Raw genomic sequence first — 21,347 nt, forward strand, 5'->3', positions numbered from 1 at the left:
CCCGTCCGAGGAGACCAGCACCGTGACCATCGATTTCCCTCCGCTCGAGGAGCTCTCGTTCGAGGTGCTCCCCGACGCCATCGGGGTGCTCCGGATCAACCGGCCCGACCGGATGAACAGCCAGACGATCCGGATGTTCCACGAGCATGGGGAGGCAGCGTTCGCCCTGCGCGACGCACCGTTGCGGGCGCTGATCGTGACAGGCGCCGGCGACCGCGCCTTCTGCGCCGGATTCGACCTCGATGAGATCCACGCGATCACCGAGATGGGAGTCCGGGAGTTCCTCAAGTTCCAAGAGGTCGCGACCGGCGGGATCCAGGGGATTCGGCACCTGCCCTACCCCGTCATCGCCGCGATCCACGGCCCGGCGACAGGTGGTGGGCTGGCCATGGCGCTGGCGGCGGACATCAGGCTGTGCGACGAGAACGCCAAGTTCAGTGCAGCCTTCGTCAAGGTGGGGCTCTCCCTGGGAGAGCTCGGCACCTCGTACAACCTCACCCGGCTCATCGGCCCGGCGCGTGCGGCGGAGATCGGCTACACGGCACGGCTCGTGGGCGCGGAGGAAGCCGAACGCATCGGCCTGGTCAACCGGGTGGTCCCCAAGGACGACCTCTTCGGCGAGGCCGTCGCGATGGCGCGCATGATCGCCCGCAACTCTCCCAGCGGGGTAAGGATGTCGAAGCGAGCCATCCAGCGAAACCAAGAGGTCACGTCCTACGCCGCGGCGCTGGAGCTCGAGAACCGCGGGCAGGCCCTGATGTCGCGCACGCAGGACATGCCCGAAGCGTTGGCCGCCTTCCGGGAGAAGCGGCCCCCGCGCTTCACCGGTCAATGATGTGGAGGGTCGATGAGCGACTGGGACTGGTCGAGGCAGCAGCGTCGCCGACTCGGGGAGTTCCTCGAGGAGCACGGGCTCACCAGGGGAGCGGTGGCGACTCGTCGGATCGGGGACGGCCACTCCAACCTGACCTACCTGGTGAGTGACGGAGCTGGAAACCGGGTGGTCGTACGACGCCCGCCCCCGCCGCCGACCCCGCCCGGGGCGCACGACATGCTCCGTGAAGCTCGTCTGATCGGAGCACTCGCCGACACGCCGGTGCCCGTGGCCAAGTTGCTCGCCACGGCGCAGGCGGACGAGGTCATCGACGTGCACTTCTACGTGATGAGCTTCGCCGAGGGCCCCGTCGTTACCACCCACACACCGCCGCCCCTCGCCACCCCGGAGACGCGCCGACTCATCGGGGAGACGCTGGTCGACACGCTCGCTGACCTCCACGCAGTCGACTGGCGTGCGGCCGGACTGGCTGACCTGGGTAAGCCGGAAGGGTTCAACGCGCGGCACCTGAAGCGGATGGCCCGCCTCGTGGCAGACGCCGACGGAGGGCCGCCAGCGCACTTCGCGGCGATCGATGAATGGCTCACCGCCCATGTGCCGGCCGAGTCCGACGCGACGATCGTCCACAATGACTTCCGCATCGGCAACCTGGTGCTGTCGGTCGAGCGACCAGGCGCGGTCCAGGCCGTCCTCGACTGGGAGCTCGCCACCATCGGGGACCCGCTGTTCGACCTGGGCTACTTTCTGGCATCGGTCCCCGAGGAGCCGCCGTACAACTCCACTCAGGAGTTCGGCACAGCCATGCTCGAAGAGGGCTACCCCGACCGTTCGGAGCTGGCCGAGCGCTACGCCTCCCGAACCGGTGCAGACCTCAGCGAGCTCACGTGGTACACCGCGCTGGCCCTGTGGAAGCTCGCTGTCCTGTACGAGTACGGCCATCGTCGCGCCAAGCGCGGCGTGGGAGACCCCTACTACGCCGACCAACAGCGGGTCCAACAGTTCCTACAGGACGCCCACCGCACGGTCGGCCTCCCACCACCCCCTCCCGAGAGCACGGAGTGAACGACATGGCAGACAGGTCCCACGAAGAGTTCCACGACGCGGTCATCACCCCGGACGAGACAGAGGGACTGCCGGAGCGGTTCTTCGACCGCTTCGTGTTCAACTTCCACCCCCAGGACGCGACCGTCCCGTCGGTGCTGGTCGGCCTGGGCCTGCACCCGATGCGTGACACCGTGGACGGGTTCGCCATCGTGTCCAACGGCACCGAGCAGCGAAATGCCCGCTTCTCGACCGAGCTGTCAGCAACCGACTGGGGGACGTGCGGCCCGTTCAGCTACGAGGTGGTCGAGCCCAACAAGACTTGGCACCTCTCCTTGGGCGAGAACCCGACCGCGATGACGTTCGACCTGACCTGGGAGTCGCGCACGCCCGCTTGGTGGGGTGACGTCGAGGTCGTCAACGCCGCGGGGGAGAAGACCTCGTTCGAGCACCTCTTCCAGTCCGGCCACGCCCGCGGCACGATCACCATCGATGGGGAGACCCGTGAGGTCGACGGTTGGTACAGCCAACGCGACCGGTCGCGTGGGGTCCGGTCGATGGCCGGTGGCCAAGGACTGCACATCTGGTACCAGGCGCAGTTCCCGGACCGGTCCGTCGGCTTTCTCCTCGTGGAGGGTCGAGACGGATCGCGCCTGCTGCTCGAAGGTGCGGTGATGCACACCGATGGGCGCGTCGACACCATCACCGACGTGCGCCACGCACTCGTCTTCGACGACCTCGACCTGCGTTCGGGTCTCGTCCAGGTCACGACGGCGTCGGGTGAGGTCCACCGGATCGAGACCGACGCCACCTCTGGCGGCGGACTGATGGCCGGGGGTGGCTACGGAGGCCATCACGGCAAGGCCCTGGGGCGCGACCACGTGGAGGGCGAGGTGTGGCCGCTCGACGGGTCGGTCACCCAGCGCACCGTCGACTCCTCCCTGACGGATCGGCTGGCGACCTTCGACTGGGACGGGACGCCCGGCTCCGGCATCTTCGAGTTCGCACTCACCCGGTCGCCTTCCTACGCCTACCGCCCCACCCTGGTCTGACCCCGGGACGACCCACGGCATGGCGACGCGAAGGGAGAGGTCCGCATGGATCTGGGACTGACAGGCAAGGTCGCCCTGGTCACCGGCGGCAGCGGCGGGATCGGTCGCGCCGTGGCGCAGGCGCTCGTCGCCGAGGGTGCGCGCGTCGTCCTGCTCGGTCGTCACCGTGAGACGCTCCACGCGGCCACGCAGTCGATCGGCCCCGACGCGATGAGCGTCGTGGCGGACACGACCGATTCCGCGCAGGTCGAGTGGGCGGTCGCCGAGGCGGCTGCCTCGTGGGGCCGCCTCGACGTGGTGGTCAACTGCGCCGCCCCGAAGGCGTTGCCCAACGCGCCGACGGGCGTGGCAGGGCTCGATGAGGCGGACTTCCTCCGACAGGTCGACACCAAGGCGCTCGGCTACGCGCGAGTGGCCCGGGCTGCCGTACCGCACCTGAAGGAGTCCGGAGGTGGGGCGATCGTCAACGTGAGCGGCATGAACGCACGACTGACCGGCTCGATCACGGGTTCCGTGCGCAACCTGGCCGTCGTCGCCATCACCAAGAACCTCGCCGACGAGCTGGGCGCGAGCGGCATCTCAGTCACGTGCGTCCACCCGGGGCTCACCCTCACCGACGAGCTCATGGACCGCCCCGATTCCCGTGAGGCGGCCTCGAACAACTCGCTGGGTCGTCCCGTGACAGCACGAGAGGTGGCTGGGGTGGTGGCCTTCCTCTGTTCACCGGCGGCTGCAGCGATGACGGGTGCAGTGATCACCGTGGATGGTGGCCGGCCCGGATCGATCTGGGCATGAGCCCACGATGTCCAAGCTCCCCCGAACGAAAGGATCGGCCTTGAACGTCGCAACCGCGATCGAGAGGTACGGCGCCGACCAGGTCGCCGCGTTCTACGAGCAGGGTGTCTGGCGGGACGCCAGTCTCATCACCCTGCTGGAGACAAGGGCGGCAACAGCGCCGGACCGCATGTTGGTGCGTGACGACACCGGTGCCCTCTCCGGGGCCGAGCTGCTCACGCAGGCCCGCTCCCTCGCCGCCGGTCTGGAACGGCTGGGCGTCGAGGCCGGGGACCGGGTCGCGGTGCAGCTGCCCAACTGGCGGGAGTTCTTCGTCATCGTCGCGGCCGCTAGCTACCTGGGTGCGATCACGGTGCCGGTCATGCCGATCTATCGGCGAGAGGACGTCGGCCACCTCCTGCGCGACGCCGGAGTCAAGGTCGCGTTCACTCCCGCAGAGTTCCGGGGCTTCGACCATGCAGCGATGTACGACGAGCTGCTCGACTCCGTGGATTCCCTCCAGTCGGTCGTGCTCGTACGCAGTGCCAGCTCGACGGCCAGCGCTCACACGCGTCTGGAGGATCTGCTGGCGGCTCCGTCGGACGACTTCGCACCGAGCCCGGCCTCGCCGGACGATCCCTGGGTGATCGTGTACAGCAGCGGCACCACCTCGCGCCCCAAGGGATGCGTGCACAGCTTCAACACGATCGGCAGCGGTGCGCGCCTGCTGGCTGAGGCGCTGGCCTACCGCGACGGCGACGTGACGTTCGGCCCGGCCCCGGTCACTCACACCCAGGGTCTGGTCAACGCGTTCTTGATTCCGCTGATCTCGGGTGGGAGTGCGCGGATCCTCGAGGCCTGGAGCGCGGGGACGGCACGCGAAGCCATAGACAGGGATCGGTGCACCGTCGTGATGACCCCTCCGGCCATGCTTCGGATGCTGTTGGACGATGGCTCGACCCGCGGGGGCGACCTGCCGAGCGTACGACTGTGGATCCTCGCGGGCGCCGCCATCCCGCCCGACCTCATGCGGCAGGCCGGGGAGGTCCTGCCCCACGTGCGACTGCTGAGCCTGTACGGGCGGACCGAGAACCTCACCACGACCATGTGCGTCCCGGAGGATCCTCCGCAGCTCTCCGTGGACACGGACGGTCGGGCACTCCCCGGGATGTCGGTGCGCATCGTGGGGGACGACGGGAAGGAGCTGCCTCTCGGTGAGGAGGGCGACGTCGCCTTCCGAGGGCCGACGCACATGCTCGGGTACCTGGGCCTGGAGGAGGAGACGGATGCGCTGTTCACGCCGGACGGCTACTCGATGTCGGGCGACCTGGGGGTGATGGACGAGAACGGGTACGTCCGCGTCACGGGCCGCACCAAGGACATCGTGATCCGTGGGGGGATGAACATCAGCGTGCGCCAGATCGAGGACCTGCTGGTGGCCCACCCCGCGGTGGCCAACGCAGCGGTCGTGGGGATGCCCGACTCCCGGCTTGGTGAGATCGTGTGTGCCTTCGTGATCCTCAGGCCGGGCGCGTCGCTCACGCTGCAGGAGGTGCGCGACCACCTGCTCGGCGAGGGGTTGCCCATCCAGAAGGTCCCCGAGCACCTCGAAGTCGTCTCGGCGATGCCGCTGACGGCTCTGGGCAAGGTGCAGAAGGCAGAGCTGTGGGCTCGCGCCCGGGAGCTGGCCTCCTCGACCGAATGAGAGCCGCTCAGTCGGGGTGGCGGGTCACCGCATCCGCCACTCCGGGTCCCGCTTCTCCCGGAACGCGGCCACGCCCTCCTGGATGTCCTCGGTGGTGAAGGCCAGGGCCAGCTGGGCCTGCAGGGCGGACAAGGCGTCGTCCAGGCTCAGGTCACGTGTCTGGTCGATCGCCGTCTTGCCCATCCGCATGAGTAGCGGCGACTTGGCAGCCAGTCGCTGGGCCCACTCCCGGACGACCGCGTCGAAGTCCTCTGCGGGCACGACGGCGTTGACGAGGTCGAGTCGGGCAGCCTCGTCCGCGGTGATCAGCTCGCCCAGCATCATGAGCTCGTTGGCCTTCAGACGAGGCACGTTGCGGTAGATCAGGGCCGAGATCATGAACGGGAAGACGCCGACGTTGATCTCGGGACAGCCGAACCGGACGCCCTCCTTGGCGATCACCAGGTCGCAGGCCAGGGCCAGGCCGAACGCCCCTGCGAGGACGTCCCCGCCGGCGGCGCAGATCACCGGCTTGCCGAGGCCCCCGATGGTTCGGTAGAGGCGCGGGAACCGGTCGAGGCCGGTGTACTTCTGGATCGTCGGCACGTCCGAGGCGAAAGCCTTGAGGTCTCCGCCCGCGGAGAAGACCTTGTCGTGGGAGGACCCCAGGACCACCACTCGCACGTCGTCGTCGCCCTTCGCCTGCTCGAGGGCGGCGAGGAGCTCGTCGAGCAGTGAGTCGCTCAGGGCGTTGCGGGACGCCGGCGCGTCCAGCGTCACTCGGGCGACGCCGTGGGCGTCGAGCGCGTAGGTGACTTGGGACATCGTGGCCTCCTGTCGGTGGGAGCAGATCAGATCTCGAGCACGATCTTGCCGAAGGCTTCGCCGGACTCCATCCGGGTGTGGGCCTGCGCAGCCTGCTCCAGGGGGTAGACCCGGTCGATGACCGGCGGGGAAGCGCCCTGGTCCATCAACCGCAGCAGGCCCGAGAAGTCGCGAGGACTGCCCATGGTGGTTCCGAGCAGGCTGTACTGGCCGAAGTAGTAGGGGCGAGAGTCCAGGGTTGCCTGCTCCGCACGGCTCGCGCCGAGCACGGCGAGGCGACCGCCCGGCCGCAGCGCGCGGATCGACGCGGCCCAGTCGCCGACCGGGTCGAGCACGACGTCGAACCCTCGCCCGCCGACCAGGTCCCGTGCCGCCTCGGGCCAGCCGGGATCGAGATATCTCACACCACCTCGTGCTCCGGCGGCGCGCGCACGCGCGATCTTGCTCTCGTTGGACGAGGTCACCCAGACACGGGCGCCGATCGAGACCGCGAGGGAGACCGCAGCGGTGGCGACTCCTCCACCAGCTCCGAGAACGAGCAGCGACTCACCCGACTTCAGCCCTGCGCGGCTGACGAGGGCACGGTAGGTGGTGAGCCCGACGAGTGGCAACGCCGCTGCCTCGGTCCACGAGAGTCCCCGCGGCTTGGGGGCGACACACTCCTTGGGCACCTGGACCAGCTCGGCATAGGTGCCGGGGCGATGGTCTCCCAGGATCTCCCAGTCGGGGCCGGGCGCGGAGTCGTCGTCGCCCCACCAGAGCGACGGGAGGATGACGACTTCCTCCCCGGTGGACAGGTCGACGCCCGCGCCGTCGGCACCGGGCGTGTGCGGCAGCGGAGAGGAGTACTGGCCCTGTCGCACCAGCACGTCGTGCCAGTTCAGGGCTGCGGCGCGCAGCTCGACGGTCGTCAAGCCCTCACGTGGTTGCGGTGGGGGGACGTCGGCGAGTCCCAGCACTCCCGCTGCGCCGTACTCCTCCTGGACGATCGCCTTCATGCTGCTCTTCACGTGCCAGGGTTGGCGGCCAGGAGCAGGCGACGTACCTCGCCCGCCATGTCGACCGTCTCCTCGACGGACTCCGACACCCCGACGAGCGTCAGGGTCCTGGCGCCGCCGTCGACGTAGGGCTGCAAGAACTCGGCCACGTCCTGCGCGGTGCCGGCAGCCGAGATGTGCTGGAACTTCTCCGGTGGCAGGTTGTAGAGCTCCGACATGCGATCGCCCAGCCGCTGGCGGGCGGACTCGCGGTCGGCACCGAACCCGACCCAGACATTGAGCCCCGCGAAGGTCGGGCCGGGTCGTCCCGCTTGCTCGAAGGCCTCCACCAGCTGCTGCTGGGTCGCGGTGTAGCGGCGGGCCGAGCACCACATGGCGAGCCAGCCGTCTCCGTGGGCCGCCGCCCGGCGTACGGCGACGTCCCCGGCGCCGCCGATCACGATCGGGACCCGAGGCTCCAGGGCCGGCAGGATCCTGGCCTGCTCCAGGCGGTAGAACTCGCCCTCGTGGTCAACGGCCTCACCGCTCGCGAGCTGGTGCAGCAGGCCCAGCGTCTCATCCATGCGCCTGCCTCGCGTCGAGGGGTCCACGCCCATGTTCGCCACCTCGGTCCGGTCCTCGCCGCCCACGCCGACTCCGAGGATGAGACGTCCGGGCGCCACCTGGCTCAGGGTGGCCAGCTGGCGGGCAGTCGCCATCGGGTGCCGCAGGCCGGCGAGGTAGATCCCGATCATCACCTTGAGGGTGTCGTGGCTGGCAAGAGCGGCCGTCGCAGAGACGAAGCCGTCGAATCCGGTGCCACCGTGGAAGCTGATGTGGTCACCGACGGTGAGGTGGTCGAGCCCCACGTCGCCCATCCGGTCCAGCACGGCACGCCTCGCCCCCGGGTCGGGGACGAGGAGCTCGTCGTTGATCGCGATGCCTACCTGGATGCTCGAAGTCACCCCGTGAGCATCGGGGGAGAACCCTGCCGAGGACAAGGCGGACGCCTGCTCAGGCTGGAGAACTCTCCACCGTGCAACGGGACGGTCACTTGTGGACCGGCGCCGCGAACAGCGAGATTGGGAGGGTGACCACAAGAGGCATCACCGTTCTCGCTGGCAGTCTCGCGGAGACCGTCGACATCACGACCGCTGCCGAGGCTGCGGGCTTCGATGCCGCGTGGTCGGGCGAGTTCCTGAACCGGTCGGCCGTGGTCTCGGTCGCTGCCATGGCGGCGGCGACGCGGCACATCGGCGTCGGGACCGCCATTGCCTATGCGGTCGGCCGCTCCCCACTCGTGCTGGCCAACGACGCGCGCTTCCTCGACGAGCTCAGCGAGGGACGGTTGACCCTCGGCCTCGGGACGGGCACACGCGGCATGATGGTGGGGTGGCACGGCGTGAAGGACCCGGACGGGCCGGCCTCGCGACTGGAGGAGCTCATTCCCCTGCTGCGTCGGCTGTGGCGCCTGCACGAGGAGCCCGTGGTCCACGAGGGCCGCTTCTACTCCTGCAATATCACGCCGACCGCCGACATCGAGCCCCCGCTCCGTCCGGAGATCCCGATCTTCACCGCGGGTGTCAACCCGCGCATGATCGAGGTCGCGGGTCGGGTCGCCGACGGACTGGTCTGCCACCCCACGCTCACCGACCGGTACCTCGCCGACGTGGCTCGCCCGGCAGTGGACCGAGGTGCTCGCAAGACGGGGCGTGATCCCGGGGCAGTGAAGTTGAAGGGCGTCATCATCACGTCCATCCACGACGACCCCGCGCAAGCTCGTCGGGAGGCGGCTGCCCAGATCGCGTTCTACGTCGCCCCGAAGGCGTACGGGCCCGTGATGGAGGCCTCCGGGTTCGGCGAGGAGGCCGCCACGATCCAGACCGCTTTCCGCGCCAAGGACCACGACGCCATGGTGGCCGCCGTCTCCGACCGGATGCTCGACGAGATGGCTGCGGCCGGCCCGTTGGACGAGGTACGTCAACGAGTGGCTGCCCTGGAGAAGCGCTACGACCATGCGGCGTTGTACTCGCCCAGCTTCACGATGAGTGCCGAGAGGGTGCGCGAGAACACGATGAACATCATCGAGGCCTTCAGCCGCTGACCCCGGACATGGACGAAGGCCCGTCCCGGGCGGGCCTTCGTCGTCGTGCTGTGTGCCGGGACGCCTCGGCGAGAGCGCCGGCCGGGGCAGGTCAGAAGAGCGCCTTCGCGATGATCTCGCGCTGGATCTCGTTGGTCCCGCCGAAGATCGGCGGAGCCAGGGCACGTCGGACCTGGAACTCCATGCCGTACTCCCGGGCATAGCCCGCGCCGCCCATCAGCTGCATGGCCGCCAGCGCGGTGTCCTTGGCGACCTCGGTCGCGCGCATCTTGGCCATGGCCGAGTCCTGGGCGAGATCACTCTCGACCCCGTCGTCGATCGCCTGGGCGACGTCATAGATGAACGACCGGGTCGTGGCGATGTCGGTGGCGAGGTCGGCGACCCGGTGCCGGAGGGCCTGGAAGTTGCTGATCGACTGCCCGAACGCGTCGCGCTGACGCATGTAGGCGATGGCGTCCTCGAGCGACCGGCGGGCTGCACCGATGCTGAAGGCGGCGATGATCATCCGCTCCACACTCAGCCCGCGCATCAGGTGTCCCCAGCCCTGGCCAGGGGTTCCCACGACAGCCGAGGCGGGGACCCTGACGTTGTCGAAGAAGACGTCGTTGCAGGTTCGGGCCTCCATGGTGACGACCTCGCGCATCTCGATGCCCGGCGTGTCCGTGGGGACCATGAGCAGTGTGAGCCCCTCGTGCTTGCGGCCGGTCGTCTCCTCGCGGACCAGCAGCAGGAGGTGCTCGGCCACGTGAGCGGCGGAGATCCAGGTCTTCTGCCCGTTGATGACGTACTCGTCGCCGTCACGGACACCTCGGCACTGGACAGCGCCGAGGTCGGACCCCGTGCCCGGCTCGGACAGCGCAATGGCTTCGATCTTCCCAGCCACGAGGTTCGAGACGATCGTCTTCTTCTGCTCCTCGGTTCCCCACTTCAGGTAGGTCTGAGCAGCGGTGAGGCCGGTGGAATAGCCCAGCACGGGCGCCAGACCACGATGGCTCTCCTCGAGGAAGACACATTCGTCGACCAGGCCCGCGCCGGCGCCGCCGTACTCACTGGGCAGTGAGACGCCCAGCCACCCGAGATCCGCCATCTTCTGGAGGATCTCCGGACTGTTGGCCACCGTCTCGTTCTCGGTGAGCGCGTCGCGTTGGGCGAGGGTGCCGAGCTCACGCTGGCAGAAGTCGCGGATGGCGTCGGCGAACTCGACCCGCTCGGCATCAAGCCGCATGGCGGCTCGCCTCAGTTCCCGCGGTAGGCCGAGAAGTCGGGCTTCCGCTTCTCGCCGAAGGCAGTGATGCCTTCCTTGGCCTCGGCAGTCTCGCCGAACATCTTCAGCGTCGTGATGGCCAGCTGCCCGACGGCGATCATGTGCTCGGTGTCGGTGTTGAAGGACTGCTTCAGCACCTTCAGGGCGGTGGGGGAGAACTCCAGCATCTGGTCGGCCCAGGCGCGCACCTCGGCCTTCAGCTGGTCCGCGGGCACGACCCGGTTGACGAGACCCCAGTCGAGGGCCTCCTCGGCGCTGAGGCGGCGGAGCATGAACCAGATCTCCCGGGCGCGCTTCTCGCCCACCACACGTGCCAGGTAGCTGGAGCCCAGCCCGGCGTCGAACGAGCCCACGCGGGGACCGTTCTGCCCGAAGGTCGCAGTGTCCGCCGCGATCGTGAGGTCGGCGAGCACGTGCAGCACGTGGCCGCCGCCGATGGCGAGGCCGTTGACCGCAGCCACGACGGGCTTCGGCACGTCGCGCATGACCCGGTGGAGCGCCTCGACCTCGAAGAGGCCGGACTGCGAGGGACCGTAGTCGCCGGTCTCGGCACGCTGCTTCTGGTCACCGCCCGAGCAGAATGCCTTGTCGCCGGCGCCGGTCAAGGCGATGACGCCGACCTCGTCACTGCCCCAGGCCTTCTTGAAGCTCATCACCAGCTCGTCCACCGTCTTCGCCCGGAAGGCGTTGTAACGCTCGGGGCGGTTGATGGTGATCCAAGCGAGGCCGTTCTCGACCTCGTAGGTCACGTCGGTGAAGTCATCCATGAGAGACGTCGTCCCTTTCTTCGAATGGGGTAAGAGGTGGTGGCAATTGGCCTGACCATTTGCAAGAATAGACACAAAGGTGTCAACCCCACAACCCTGGAGGTCGGATGAGACTGCACGAGGTGACGATCGTGCCGAGTGCACCGGACACGCTGTTCCTGGGCGGTTCGACCCGCCAGTCCGAGGACGTGATCGTGGCGGAGATGAGCGTCGGTGAGCACCTCGTCGGCTCCGACGGTCGCGCTGCGGTCGGCGCGCTGGGTGTCCTGGTCGACAACGTGCTCGGCTACGCACTGATGGCCTCCCTTCCGCCCGACACCTGGTCCATCAGCACGGAGATCTGGGTGGACGTCGTCGGCGTCATGCCGGTCGAAGGAGTCCTCGTCGGCGAGGCGACACCGAAGCAGGCGGGCTCCTACGCCGTGGGGACCGTGGTCGCCGCCGACGGCAGCCCGGTCGCCGAGTGTCGTCAGCGTGGTCGACGGTTCCCGGGAGGCATCCCCTCCAGCTCGCACAAGAGCGGGTCCGGTGCGGCTCGTCACGAGGTGCTCGCACCGATCGGCGACTTCCTGGGATTCCGTCGAGAGCGGGACATCGACCAGTTGGTCGTCGAGCATCGACACTGCAACCAGCGGGACGTGTTGCACGGGGGTGTCTCGCTGGCTGCTTCCGAGGTCGCCGCCACGGACTCACGCGTGAGGAGCGGGTGCGAGCTCCCGACGGCCTCCGTGCACATCGTCCACGCCCGGGGAGTCCCTGCCGGATCCAGGATCGACTTCGAGACGACCACGCTGCACGCCGGCCGCACGTTGTGGGTCAGCCAGGTGATCGGGACCGTGGACGGAAAGGTCTGCACCACGGCGACGGTGACGGCGCAGGAGTAGCCGGGTCTCAGGAGTAGCCCGGTCTCAGGAGTAGCCCTGCCTCAAGCCTTGCGACGAACACCCATCGAACCGGAGACAGGGACCTGCCAGGTGACGTCGTCCCGCCTGGCGATCCACTTGTCGAAGCCGGCAGCGATGTCGTCCGGATAGGGAGTCGGTCGGCGGGTGTCGAGACTGACGTGGACCGTGACGATCTCCAGAGTGGCGGCCAACCAGTCGCCCGTCTGGTTGAGGATGAACGAGAGGAAGTGCGCCGCCTTGTCCGATCGCTCGAGCACCAGCGGGTGTGCGGTGAAGAGATCCCCTTCGTGCATCTCGCCCAGGTAGCGGATGTGGTGCTCGACGGTGAAGACGCCGAGTCGGCGCCGCTCCCTGTACTCGTCGTCCACGCCGATGTCGCGGAGCGCGCGATCGGCGCTCATGGCTCCCGCGTCCAGGTAGTGCCTGACGTTCATGTGCCCGTTCGCGTCGATGAACTGGGGGGCGACCCTGCCATCGTGCGTGTGCGGGATGGCACGAACCTGATCGGTGGAGGGGAACGGTACGGCGCTCATGTCCGCAACCTAGGCGGCTCGGGGCCTGCCTGCCACGTGTCATGAGCCGCAACATGTAGAGCGGCACATCGGGAGCACCGCTGTGACTTTGACGAACGTCGGTCGCGATGGTGGTGTGAGCGACGTCTAGGCGCAGGAAGGACATGATGACCCTCGAAATCACGGTGGCGGAGCTGGCGAAGGCGGAGAGCTTGGATCTGGGTTCCTCGCCGTGGCAGGTTGTCGAGCAGCAACGTGTCGACACGTTCGCGGACGCCACGGACGACCATCAATGGATCCATGTCGACCCCGAGCGTGCTGCGGACGGTCCGTTTGGCGGGACCATCGCCCACGGATATCTCACGCTCTCGCTCGTCCCCTCGCTGTTCAAGCAGCTCCTGGTGATCACCGATCACGCTCGGGGAGCCAACTACGGGCTGGACAAGGTCCGATTCACCGCGCCGGTGCCGGTGGGCGCCGAGATCAGGCTGACCGCCTCCATCCAGGAGGCCGAGCTCCGCGAGGACGGTGGGGTCCAGTACCGAGTGCGGCTCGCGATGGAGATCAAGGGCCAGGAACGGCCCGCGATGGTGGGGGAGTCGATCTACGTCACCTATCCAGCCGGTTGACCGCGTGGGAGCAGTCGCCCAGGTGGTGTGGCAGTCGACAGAGGCGGCGTTGCTCGGTGGTTGCCGAAACGCTGGAAGGCGCGCAGGGTCGCATGCATGAGTTCTGATGCGCTCCCGCACCCTGACCGTGTTCATCGTCTCGAGGGTGCGCTCAACCTGCGCGACCTGGGCGGGCTGGTCGGGTCCGACGGAAGGCGGGTCCGCCGGGGACGCATGTTCCGCAGCGAGTACCCCGGGTTCGCGGACCTGGCGGACGGCGCCGCGGTGCGATCTCTCGGACTGCGCACGGTCGTGGACCTGCGTCGCGGCACGGAGATGAGCTTCGAGTGCGTCCCCTGGGCGGAGCACGGCGTGGACCATCACCGCTTTCCCCTGTCCGCCGGAGGTGAGAGCTCGTGGCGAGCGCGCTACCACGCCTACCTCACGAGCCGGCCCGACACGGTGGTCGAGGCGGTCCGTCTCGTGACGACGGCTGCGGCACATCCGGTGCTGTTCCACTGCGCGGCAGGCAAGGACAGGACCGGCGTCGTCGCGGCCCTGGTCCTGCTCGTGCTGGGCGTGTCGGAGGAGGAAGTCGTCGCGGACTACGTGCTGACGGAGACGTCGCTGGATCTCGTCCTCGAGCGGCTCGCGAGCGCCGGCCCCTATGCCGAGATGCTCGCTGGGAGCTCGCTCGATGACCAGCTGCCCCGGGCGCGCAACATGCAGGGGCTCATCGACTGGCTTGCCGAACGTGGCGGGGCCCGAGAGTGGCTGCAGGCCAACGGCCTGAGCCACGGGCATCTCGAGACCTTCCGCGAACAGGTCCTGGAGCGGTGAGGCGGGACGCTGTCGAGTCCGCGTCATCCTCTCCCGTGGGTCTGCGCGATGTAGACGTCACAATGCGCCTTCTGCGCCACGTCTGCCGCGATGCTGCCCAGGATGCGGGCGATGCCCTGCACACGCTTGTTGCCGACGACGATCAGCTCGGCCTCGACCTCCTCGGCGTAAGACACCAGGGCCTTGGCCGGCCTGCCCTCCACACTGGCCGCGATGACGCTGATCCCAGGGCTTTGGACGCGGAGCAGCTCGGCCGTTGCCTCGGCATCACGCAGCGCATCCTCACGGGGAGTGAGGTGAACAGTGACGTTCTCTGCGCGAACAGTGCGCTCCTCGATGTGCCCGAAGGCTGACACGACGTGCAGCTCGGCGCCGGTGTGGGAGGCGAGGACCGCTGCTCGCGTCGCTGCCTCGTTCGCGGTCGGCGAGCCGTCGACCCCGGTCACGATTCGTGGCGTCATCCCTTACCTCCTGGCAGGACTTCGTGCTGGTTGGTATATCAATTTCAAAGACACTACCATTGGACCAATGTCTCGCGGAGGGTCCCGAAGGATGGGGCGCCTCGTGCCACCCGAGCCAATGGCCCTCACAAGCCCCCCGAACACTCACCAGGAGCACAGATGAGCATCACCGATCAGACCATCGCGATACTCGGTGGCACCGGCCCGCAGGGTCGCGGTCTGGCGCGGCGCTTCGCTGCGGCTGGTCTCGACGTCGTGATCGGCAGCCGTTCGGCCGAGCGGGCCGCCACGACGGCTGCTGAACTGACAGGTTCGGTCCGCGGTGCGTCGAACGCGGAGGCGGCCGCCGCCGGCGACGTCGTACTCGTCGTGGTGCCGTGGGACGGACACAAGGAGCTGCTCGAGTTGCTGGCGCCCGTGCTCGCCGGCAAGCTGGTGGTCGACTGCGTCAACCCGTTGGGCTTCGACAAGCAGGGTGCCTATGCGCTGCCGGTCGAGGAGGGCTCGGCCACCCAGCAGGCCGCGGCGGTGCTTCCGGACTCACGTGTGGTGGGTGCCTTCCACAATGTCTCGGCAGTGCTGCTGGAGGATCCGGAGGCCGTCTCGATCGAGACCGACGTGCTGGTTCTCGGCGACGACCGCGAGGCAACGGATCTAGTCCAGGCGCTGGCCGACGTCGTGCCCGGCATGCGCGGCGTCTACGCCGGGAGGCTGCGAAACGCTCATCAGGTCGAGGCGCTCACCGCCAACCTGATCAGCATCAACCGCCGCTACAAGGCCCATGCGGGCGTTCGCGTCACGGACGTGTGAGATGGACGTGGCGGCTGGGCCCACCTATCGCGAGGTCGCCCGCGCGCTGAAGCGCGTCGAGCGGGGCGCGGCGGTCGACGTCGCGGAGGCAGCTGCGCTGTTGCGTGCTCGGGGCGAGGACCTGGACCGGTTGTGTGCAGTGGCCGCGCGGACGCGCGACGCAGGTCTTGTCGCCGCCGGGCGGCCGGGGGTGGTGACCTACTCGCCCAAGGTGTTCATCCCCGTGACGAGGCTGTGTCGCGACCGCTGCCACTACTGCACCTTCGTGGAGTCGCCGGCGCAGGCGGCGCGCGACGGGCGGGCGCCCTATCTGTCGCCCGACGAGATCCTGGCGATAGCTCGCGAGGGTGCGGAAGTCGGCTGCCTGGAGGCGCTGTTCACGCTCGGTGATCGTCCCGAGGACCGGTGGCCGGAGGCGCGCGAGTGGCTCGACGAGCAGGGCTACGACTCCACGTTGGCCTACGTCCGGGCGATGGCGATCCGGGTGCTGGAGGAGACAGGCCTGTTGCCGCACCTGAACCCCGGGGTGATGTCGTGGGAGGAGTTGACGAGGCTCAAGCCGGTGTCTCCGTCCATGGGCATGATGCTGGAGACCACGTCGCGTCGCCTGTTCGAGACCAAGGGTCTGGCGCACTTCGGATCGCCCGACAAGGACCCGGACCTGAGGTTGCGGGTCCTGGAGGACGCCGGCCGCGTGGGCGTGCCGTTCACCTCGGGACTTCTGGTAGGGATCGGCGAGACGCTGGCCGAGCGCGCCGCGACGATCTTCGCGTTGCGCAAGGTGGCCAGGCAGTACGGCGGTCTGCAGGAGATCATCGTCCAGAACTTCCGGGCCAAGCAGGACACCGCGATGCGACACGCCGACGACCTGGGACTCGACGAGTACCGCGCGGCGATCGCGGTCACGCGCATCGTGCTCGGACCGCGGATGCGAGTCCAGGCGCCGCCCAACCTCACCGACCTGGTCGAGTGCACTGCACTCCTGGACGCGGGTGTCGATGACTGGGGCGGGGTGTCCCCGCTGACGCCGGACCACGTCAACCCCGAGCGACCGTGGCCCTCGCTGGAGCGGTTGGCCGAGGTCACTGCGGCGTCAGGGATGGAGCTGAAGTCGCGGCTGACAGTGCACCCGGAGTATGTCCTCGGCGTGCTGGGTCGTGGTGAGGCGTGGCTCGATCCCCGGCTGGTCGGGCACGTCGTCGCCCTGGCCGGTCCCGACGGCCTGGCGCGCGAGGATACTCGGTCGACCGGGATGCCCTGGCAGGAGCCGGACGGTGGGCTCGAGGCGGCGGGACGTGTCGACCTGCACACCGCCATCGACACGAGCGGACGCACCCAGGACCGCCGAGCTGACTTCGACTCGGTCTACGGCGACTGGGACGCCCTGCGCGAGCAGGTCGGGGCGCCGGGTTCCGTGACTGGTGCCAGTGCACCCTCCTCGACCAGCGATGCCGGCTGGGCGGCCCTGCGCGCGGCGGAGAAGGACCCGGCCGGGCTCACTGACGAGCAGGCGCTGGCGCTGATCACCGCCGAGGGCGACCTCCTGACCAGCGTGTGCCAGGTGGCCGATGACCTTCGTCGGGACGCCGTGGGGGACGAGGTCACCTACGTCGTCAACCGCAACATCAACTTCACCAACGTGTGCTACGTGGGCTGTCGGTTCTGCGCGTTCGCCCAGCGCCGTACGGACGCGGACGCGTTCTCACTGTCGCTCGAGCAGGTGGCCGACCGCGCAGAAGAAGCGTGGAACCTGGGTGCCTCCGAGGTGTGCATGCAGGGCGGGATCGACCCCGAGCTCCCAGGCACCGCCTACTTCGACCTGGTCGCAGCGGTCAAGCAGCGTGTGCCGTCCATGCACGTGCACGCGTTCTCCCCCATGGAGATCGTGAACGGCGCAACCCGGACCGGGTTGTCGATCGAGGACTTCCTGATCAAGGCGCGGGAGGCCGGACTGGACACCATTCCAGGCACCGCGGCGGAGATCCTGGACGACGACGTGCGCTGGATCCTGACCAAGGGCAAGCTGCCTGCGTCCACCTGGGTCGAAGTTGTCTCCACCGCGCACCGGGTGGGGCTGCGGTCGTCCTCGACCATGATGTACGGCCACGTCGACAACCCGCGTCACTGGGTGTCGCACCTGCGAGTGCTGCGAGGTATCCAGGAGGAGACGGGGGGATTCACCGAGTTCGTGCCGTTACCCTTCGTGCACACCTCTGCGCCGATCTACCTCGCGGGCGTGGCCCGCCCCGGTCCGACGATGCGCGACAACCTCGCTGTCCACGCGCTCGCCCGGATCCTGCTCCACGGCGCGATCGACAACATCCAGACCTCGTGGGTCAAGCTCGGTGTCGACGGCACCCGCGCCATGCTGCGTGCCGGTGCCAACGACCTCGGCGGAACGTTGATGGAGGAGACCATTTCTCGCATGGCCGGCTCTGAGCACGGCTCGGCCAAGACCGTCACGGAACTCACCGATATCGCGGCCGGGATCGGGCGCAGTGTTCGCGAGCGGACCACGACGTACGAACGCATCCCACCGCGAACTCTCGATGTGGTGCCATGAATTGCCTCCCCCATCCGGGGGTCTCGGTCGTGGTGCTTGCCAAACACGCTGGCCATGCCAAGTCGCGCCTGCGGCTCCCCGAGCGAGAGAAACGGATCGTCGTTCGAAACCTTGCTGACGCGACCATCCGAACAGTCCTTGCCACCCGATCGGTAGGTGCGGTGTGGGTCGTCACGAGCGATCCCCTCATCGCTGCTGGAGCCCTCCGGGTGGGCGCGAACCTCGTAGCCGAGGGATACCCACGCGGGATGAACCGAGCCGCGGCGATGGGCAGACGCCAGGCTTTGAGCGTCCGCCCTGACGAGTCAGTGGCTGTCATGGTGGCGGATCTTCCGCAGCTGCGAGGAGCCGATGTTGATTCCGTGCTGTCGGAACACCTCGATCGGGAGACGCCTTTGTACGTCGCCGATCACCATGACAGCGGTACCACAATGCTGGTTCACGGCCCTTACGAATTGCCCGGAATCGCTTTTGGCCACCGGTCGGCGGCGATGCACGAGCGGCTCGGATATGAGCGGTCCGATCGCGCCGAGCGGGGGATGCGTGTTGACCTCGACACGCCTGAGGACCTCGAGGCTGTGGGCCCTCTGGTCAGTGTGGCCGCCGGCGGGGATGAGTAGCGCCGCAGTGGTCGGATCCTCTCGGCGACGCCTGTGCAAGCGCGGGTCAGCCGCTCACCGAAGCACCCAGCATGGCGGGAGCGTAACGCTGTCGCCGCCTACCGGACACCTGTCCACCCACTCCAGGAGAGCGCATGAACAACGACAAGATCATCATCCTTGACGGCGCCCGTACCCCGATCGGCAGCTTCGGCGGCATCTTCAAGGACGTGCCGGGCTTCGAGTTGGGCGCGACAGCGGCGAAGGAGGCGCTGGCCCGGGCAGGGGTCAGTGCGGACGACATCCGCGAGGTGGTGATGGGGTGCATCGGCCAGGTCGGCCCGGACGCCTACAACGCCCGCCGGGTCGCGATCACTGCCGGCCTGCCTGCCAACGTCCCCGCCTACACGGTCAACCGGCTCTGCGGCTCCGGGCTGCAGGCCATCTGGTCGGCAGCGATGGAGATGCGCTGGAACGACCTGGACTTCGCCCTCGCCGGCGGTGACGAGTCGATGACGCGGATGCCGTTCTACGACTTCGGCGCGCGCAGCGGCTACAAGCTCGGCAACCGCGAGCTGGTCGACGGCACCGTCATGATGCTGACCGACCCGTTCCATGGAATCCACATGGGGGTGACTGCCGAGAACGTTGCGGACAAGTACGACGTCTCGCGCGCCGAGCAGGACGAGTTCGCGGCCGAATCCCAGCGTCGTGCAGCCACCCCGGAGGCGCAAGCTGCCTTTGCGGAGGAGATCGTCGCCGTCGAGGTGGGTGGTCGAAAGCCGTTCACCGTCGAGGTCGACGAGCACCCCAAGCCCGGCACCACGGTCGAGGTCCTGGCAGGACTGCGGCCGGCCTTCGCCAAGGACGGCACGGTGACTGCCGGCAATGCCTCCGGCATCAACGACGGCGCCGCAGCCGTCGTACTCGCTCGTGAGTCAGCGGCGGGTGAGCGTGGCCTGACCGGCCTTGTCACGCTGGAGACGGTCACGACTGCGGCGATGGAGCCCGAGCTGATGGGCTACGCCCCCACCCTGGCGCTGCGTAGCCTGTTCGAACAGACGGGCACCTCGCCCTCCGACATCGGCATCATCGAGCTCAACGAGGCGTTCGCGTCACAAGCGGTCGCGGTGATGCGCGACGTGGAGCTCGATCCGGCGCAGGTCAACCCCTACGGCGGTGCCATTGCGCTCGGCCACCCCGTCGGGGCGACGGGAGCCAACCTCACGCTCCGGGTGGCCAAGGATATGGTGCGCCGCGACCTTGAGCTGGGCATCGTCACCATGTGCATCGGTGGGGGCCAGGCGCTCGCCGCACTCTTCAAGCGGGTGTGAGAGGGTGACCCGGTTTGAACACCGGGAGACAGTCGTGAGTGAAGCCCGCGATGCACGGCGAGTCTCGCTGTTGCTGGGACTGCTTTTCGGCCTGGCCGGCATGGGCTCCTCCTCCGCGGCCATCGCACTGCCGGCGGTGGCCGACGAGTTCGGTGCCAGCATCGGAGTCGCGGCCTGGACGATCAGCGGTTACGTGCTGATGCTCGCTGTCGCCACGCCGATCTACGGACGGGTCTCAGACCTGGTCGGGGTTCGCATTCCTCTGCTCGTGGGAGTCGGGCTCATGACGCTCGGGGCGCTGGGCGCCACCGTGGCCACCTCGTTCGAGCTTCTGCTCGTGGCGCGCCTGCTCCAAGGCGCGGGTGCGGCGGCCGTCCCGACTCTCGGCGTGACCCTGATCAGTGCGAGGTACGACGGACGGGTGCGCAGTGGTGCCCTCGGAAGACTGGCGGCCGTCGCGGCCGCTGTCAGTTGTGTGGGGCCGCTGCTGGGCGGGGCGGTCGAGCATGTCCTGGACTGGCGCGCCGTGATGGCCCTGCCAATCTGTGGACTCCTTGTGCTCCCGCTGATCTGGCAGGCGGTGGCTGGCGACGGCAGCAGGGCCAGGCTCGACCTGCTGGGTGCAGCCTTGGTCGCCGCCACGTCGGCGGGCCTCGTGATGATCGTGCAGTCGCCCTCGGCGGGAAGGCTGGTGGGCTTGATCGGCACGGTGCTGTGCCTGCTGGGGGCGCCCCTCGTCGCCCGGCGGGTGAGGCACCACCCCCATGGTTTCCTGCCGGCCACGGTGATCCGCAACCCCACGGTGATCCGCTCTGCGGTGGTGGGCGCGACCGTGCCGGCCTCGTGGTTCGCTTTGCTGATCGGCGTCCCCGCCGCTCTGGTTGGCCACGGCTGGGAGCCCTGGCGCGTGGGGCTGCTCCTGCTACCGAGTGCGGGGGTGGCTCTTCTCATGCCGAAGGTGGCTGCGCACTTGCTCGAGCGCCATGGGGGCACGCGGGTCCTGGCCATGGCAGCCATGACATCGTCCGTCTCGCTGGTCGTGGGTGCGCTCGGCACCGCACAGACGGCGCCGATCGCCGTAGGTGTGGCGGTGATGCTCACGACTGCCTCATTCGGATTCGGGCAGCCAGCCATGATCACTGCGGTGGGCGATGCCGTGCACGACGACGTGAGAGGCGCAGCTCTCGGGATCGCCACGCTGCTCTTCCTGGTCGGCGGAAGCATCGGCTCTGCGGTGGTGGCGGGCCTCGGCGAGCCGCTCGGCATCCCGGGCAGCCTGCTGGTCCTGGCCCTGCTGCCGCTCGTGGCCCTGGTAACCGTGATCCCAGGACTGGGGCGCGCGGCCAAGGCATCTGAACTGTCGGAGGACCGGTAGCTCCACCTGGTCGATAC

Annotated in this window: 21 protein-coding genes; 14 read left to right on the top strand and 7 right to left on the bottom strand. The window is 68.6% G+C overall.

Features of this window, described 5'->3' with window-relative positions; translation table 11 throughout:
* The first annotated feature begins 22 nt into the window (after positions 1-22).
* The 5 genes from EXE58_RS11080 to EXE58_RS11100 are packed head-to-tail and all read left to right on the top strand — an operon-like array spanning position 23 to position 5,407.
* Complete coding sequence (locus EXE58_RS11080; RefSeq protein WP_135267942.1) at positions 23-835, top strand: enoyl-CoA hydratase/isomerase family protein; 813 nt, start codon at positions 23-25, stop codon at positions 833-835.
* 12 nt (positions 836-847) lie between these two features.
* Entirely contained in the window at positions 848-1,897 is a 1,050-nt protein-coding gene (locus EXE58_RS11085) for a phosphotransferase family protein (protein ID WP_135267943.1), read from the top strand.
* A 5-nt stretch (positions 1,898-1,902) separates the two neighbouring features.
* Positions 1,903-2,928, top strand: coding sequence for an Rv3169 family protein (locus EXE58_RS11090; protein ID WP_135267944.1), 1,026 nt, complete (start codon positions 1,903-1,905; stop codon positions 2,926-2,928).
* A gap of 45 nt (positions 2,929-2,973) precedes the next feature.
* The gene (locus EXE58_RS11095; protein WP_135267945.1) at positions 2,974-3,723 is read left to right on the top strand and encodes an SDR family NAD(P)-dependent oxidoreductase; all 750 of its coding nucleotides are present in this window, start codon (positions 2,974-2,976) and stop codon (positions 3,721-3,723) included.
* A 40-nt stretch (positions 3,724-3,763) separates the two neighbouring features.
* Entirely contained in the window at positions 3,764-5,407 is a 1,644-nt protein-coding gene (locus EXE58_RS11100; RefSeq protein WP_208543982.1) for an AMP-binding protein, read from the top strand.
* 24 nt (positions 5,408-5,431) lie between these two features.
* Here the strand turns inward: EXE58_RS11100 and EXE58_RS11105 are convergent, their stop codons facing one another.
* The 3 genes from EXE58_RS11105 to EXE58_RS11115 are packed head-to-tail and all read right to left on the bottom strand — an operon-like array spanning position 5,432 to position 8,153.
* Positions 5,432-6,211: an enoyl-CoA hydratase/isomerase family protein gene (locus EXE58_RS11105; RefSeq protein ID WP_135267947.1), complete on the bottom strand. Its 780-nt coding sequence runs from the start codon at positions 6,209-6,211 to the stop codon at positions 5,432-5,434.
* 26 nt (positions 6,212-6,237) lie between these two features.
* Positions 6,238-7,221, bottom strand: a complete 984-nt coding sequence (locus EXE58_RS11110) for a zinc-binding dehydrogenase (protein WP_208543983.1) — start codon at positions 7,219-7,221, stop codon at positions 6,238-6,240.
* Positions 7,218-8,153, bottom strand: coding sequence for an LLM class flavin-dependent oxidoreductase (locus EXE58_RS11115; protein ID WP_208543984.1), 936 nt, complete (start codon positions 8,151-8,153; stop codon positions 7,218-7,220). The genes EXE58_RS11110 and EXE58_RS11115 overlap by 4 nt, the downstream gene beginning before the upstream one ends.
* A 125-nt stretch (positions 8,154-8,278) precedes the next feature.
* On the opposite strand from EXE58_RS11115, the gene EXE58_RS11120 reads away from it, so the two are divergent.
* A complete protein-coding gene (locus tag EXE58_RS11120; protein ID WP_135267948.1) occupies positions 8,279-9,292 on the top strand; it encodes an LLM class flavin-dependent oxidoreductase in 1,014 nt (337 codons plus the stop codon).
* Positions 9,293-9,383: 91 nt separating this feature from the next.
* Here EXE58_RS11120 and EXE58_RS11125 read toward each other — a convergent pair whose 3' ends face one another.
* Entirely contained in the window at positions 9,384-10,517 is a 1,134-nt protein-coding gene (locus tag EXE58_RS11125) for an acyl-CoA dehydrogenase family protein (RefSeq protein ID WP_135267949.1), read from the bottom strand.
* Positions 10,518-10,528: 11 nt separating this feature from the next.
* Positions 10,529-11,323, bottom strand: coding sequence for an enoyl-CoA hydratase-related protein (locus EXE58_RS11130; RefSeq protein ID WP_135267950.1), 795 nt, complete (start codon positions 11,321-11,323; stop codon positions 10,529-10,531).
* A gap of 107 nt (positions 11,324-11,430) precedes the next feature.
* On the opposite strand from EXE58_RS11130, the gene EXE58_RS11135 reads away from it, so the two are divergent.
* Positions 11,431-12,207: a PaaI family thioesterase gene (locus EXE58_RS11135; RefSeq protein WP_135267951.1), complete on the top strand. Its 777-nt coding sequence runs from the start codon at positions 11,431-11,433 to the stop codon at positions 12,205-12,207.
* Positions 12,208-12,248: 41 nt separating this feature from the next.
* Here EXE58_RS11135 and EXE58_RS11140 read toward each other — a convergent pair whose 3' ends face one another.
* Entirely contained in the window at positions 12,249-12,761 is a 513-nt protein-coding gene (locus EXE58_RS11140; RefSeq protein WP_135267952.1) for a thioesterase family protein, read from the bottom strand.
* A 143-nt stretch (positions 12,762-12,904) separates the two neighbouring features.
* Here EXE58_RS11140 and EXE58_RS11145 point away from each other — a divergent pair, with 143 nt between their 5' ends.
* Together EXE58_RS11145 and EXE58_RS11150 are read left to right on the top strand one after the other, a co-directional pair.
* A complete protein-coding gene (locus tag EXE58_RS11145) occupies positions 12,905-13,369 on the top strand; it encodes a MaoC family dehydratase (RefSeq protein WP_135267953.1) in 465 nt (154 codons plus the stop codon).
* Positions 13,370-13,465: 96 nt separating this feature from the next.
* Positions 13,466-14,188 carry a tyrosine-protein phosphatase gene (locus tag EXE58_RS11150; protein WP_135267954.1) on the top strand — a complete coding sequence of 241 codons (723 nt, stop codon included), beginning with the start codon at positions 13,466-13,468 and terminating at the stop codon, positions 14,186-14,188.
* A 23-nt stretch (positions 14,189-14,211) separates the two neighbouring features.
* Here EXE58_RS11150 and EXE58_RS11155 read toward each other — a convergent pair whose 3' ends face one another.
* Positions 14,212-14,649: a universal stress protein gene (locus EXE58_RS11155; RefSeq protein WP_135267955.1), complete on the bottom strand. Its 438-nt coding sequence runs from the start codon at positions 14,647-14,649 to the stop codon at positions 14,212-14,214.
* A 159-nt stretch (positions 14,650-14,808) separates the two neighbouring features.
* On the opposite strand from EXE58_RS11155, the gene npdG reads away from it, so the two are divergent.
* From npdG to EXE58_RS11180, 5 genes are all read left to right on the top strand, one after another.
* A complete protein-coding gene (gene npdG, locus EXE58_RS11160) occupies positions 14,809-15,459 on the top strand; it encodes an NADPH-dependent F420 reductase (protein WP_135267956.1) in 651 nt (216 codons plus the stop codon).
* A gap of 1 nt (position 15,460) precedes the next feature.
* Positions 15,461-18,022: a bifunctional FO biosynthesis protein CofGH gene (locus tag EXE58_RS11165; RefSeq protein ID WP_208543985.1), complete on the top strand. Its 2,562-nt coding sequence runs from the start codon at positions 15,461-15,463 to the stop codon at positions 18,020-18,022.
* 248 nt (positions 18,023-18,270) lie between these two features.
* Positions 18,271-18,642, top strand: coding sequence for a hypothetical protein (locus EXE58_RS20380; protein ID WP_341869492.1), 372 nt, complete (start codon positions 18,271-18,273; stop codon positions 18,640-18,642).
* Positions 18,643-18,776: 134 nt separating this feature from the next.
* The gene (locus tag EXE58_RS11175) at positions 18,777-19,955 is read left to right on the top strand and encodes a thiolase family protein (RefSeq protein ID WP_135267959.1); all 1,179 of its coding nucleotides are present in this window, start codon (positions 18,777-18,779) and stop codon (positions 19,953-19,955) included.
* A 34-nt stretch (positions 19,956-19,989) separates the two neighbouring features.
* A complete protein-coding gene (locus EXE58_RS11180; protein WP_135267960.1) occupies positions 19,990-21,330 on the top strand; it encodes an MFS transporter in 1,341 nt (446 codons plus the stop codon).
* Positions 21,331-21,347: the final 17 nt, after the last annotated feature.

The organism is Nocardioides seonyuensis, from assembly GCF_004683965.1.
Classification (GTDB): domain Bacteria; phylum Actinomycetota; class Actinomycetes; order Propionibacteriales; family Nocardioidaceae; genus Nocardioides; species Nocardioides seonyuensis.

Excerpts from the sequence above, each read along its gene's own strand:
- EXE58_RS11085 (WP_135267943.1), top strand. The coding sequence starts at position 848 with ATGAGCGACTGGGACTGGTCGAGGCAGCAGCGTCGCCGACTCGGGGAG.
- EXE58_RS11090 (WP_135267944.1), top strand. The coding sequence starts at position 1,903 with ATGGCAGACAGGTCCCACGAAGAGTTCCACGACGCGGTCATCACCCCG.
- EXE58_RS11095 (WP_135267945.1), top strand. The coding sequence starts at position 2,974 with ATGGATCTGGGACTGACAGGCAAGGTCGCCCTGGTCACCGGCGGCAGC.
- EXE58_RS11105 (WP_135267947.1), bottom strand. The coding sequence starts at position 6,211 with ATGTCCCAAGTCACCTACGCGCTCGACGCCCACGGCGTCGCCCGAGTG.
- EXE58_RS11125 (WP_135267949.1), bottom strand. The coding sequence starts at position 10,517 with ATGCGGCTTGATGCCGAGCGGGTCGAGTTCGCCGACGCCATCCGCGAC.
- EXE58_RS11130 (WP_135267950.1), bottom strand. The coding sequence starts at position 11,323 with ATGGATGACTTCACCGACGTGACCTACGAGGTCGAGAACGGCCTCGCT.
- EXE58_RS11135 (WP_135267951.1), top strand. The coding sequence starts at position 11,431 with ATGAGACTGCACGAGGTGACGATCGTGCCGAGTGCACCGGACACGCTG.
- EXE58_RS11140 (WP_135267952.1), bottom strand. The coding sequence starts at position 12,761 with ATGAGCGCCGTACCGTTCCCCTCCACCGATCAGGTTCGTGCCATCCCG.
- EXE58_RS11145 (WP_135267953.1), top strand. The coding sequence starts at position 12,905 with ATGATGACCCTCGAAATCACGGTGGCGGAGCTGGCGAAGGCGGAGAGC.
- EXE58_RS11150 (WP_135267954.1), top strand. The coding sequence starts at position 13,466 with ATGAGTTCTGATGCGCTCCCGCACCCTGACCGTGTTCATCGTCTCGAG.
- EXE58_RS11155 (WP_135267955.1), bottom strand. The coding sequence starts at position 14,649 with ATGACGCCACGAATCGTGACCGGGGTCGACGGCTCGCCGACCGCGAAC.
- npdG (WP_135267956.1), top strand. The coding sequence starts at position 14,809 with ATGAGCATCACCGATCAGACCATCGCGATACTCGGTGGCACCGGCCCG.
- EXE58_RS11165 (WP_208543985.1), top strand. The coding sequence starts at position 15,461 with ATGGACGTGGCGGCTGGGCCCACCTATCGCGAGGTCGCCCGCGCGCTG.
- EXE58_RS20380 (WP_341869492.1), top strand. The coding sequence starts at position 18,271 with ATGAACCGAGCCGCGGCGATGGGCAGACGCCAGGCTTTGAGCGTCCGC.
- EXE58_RS11175 (WP_135267959.1), top strand. The coding sequence starts at position 18,777 with ATGAACAACGACAAGATCATCATCCTTGACGGCGCCCGTACCCCGATC.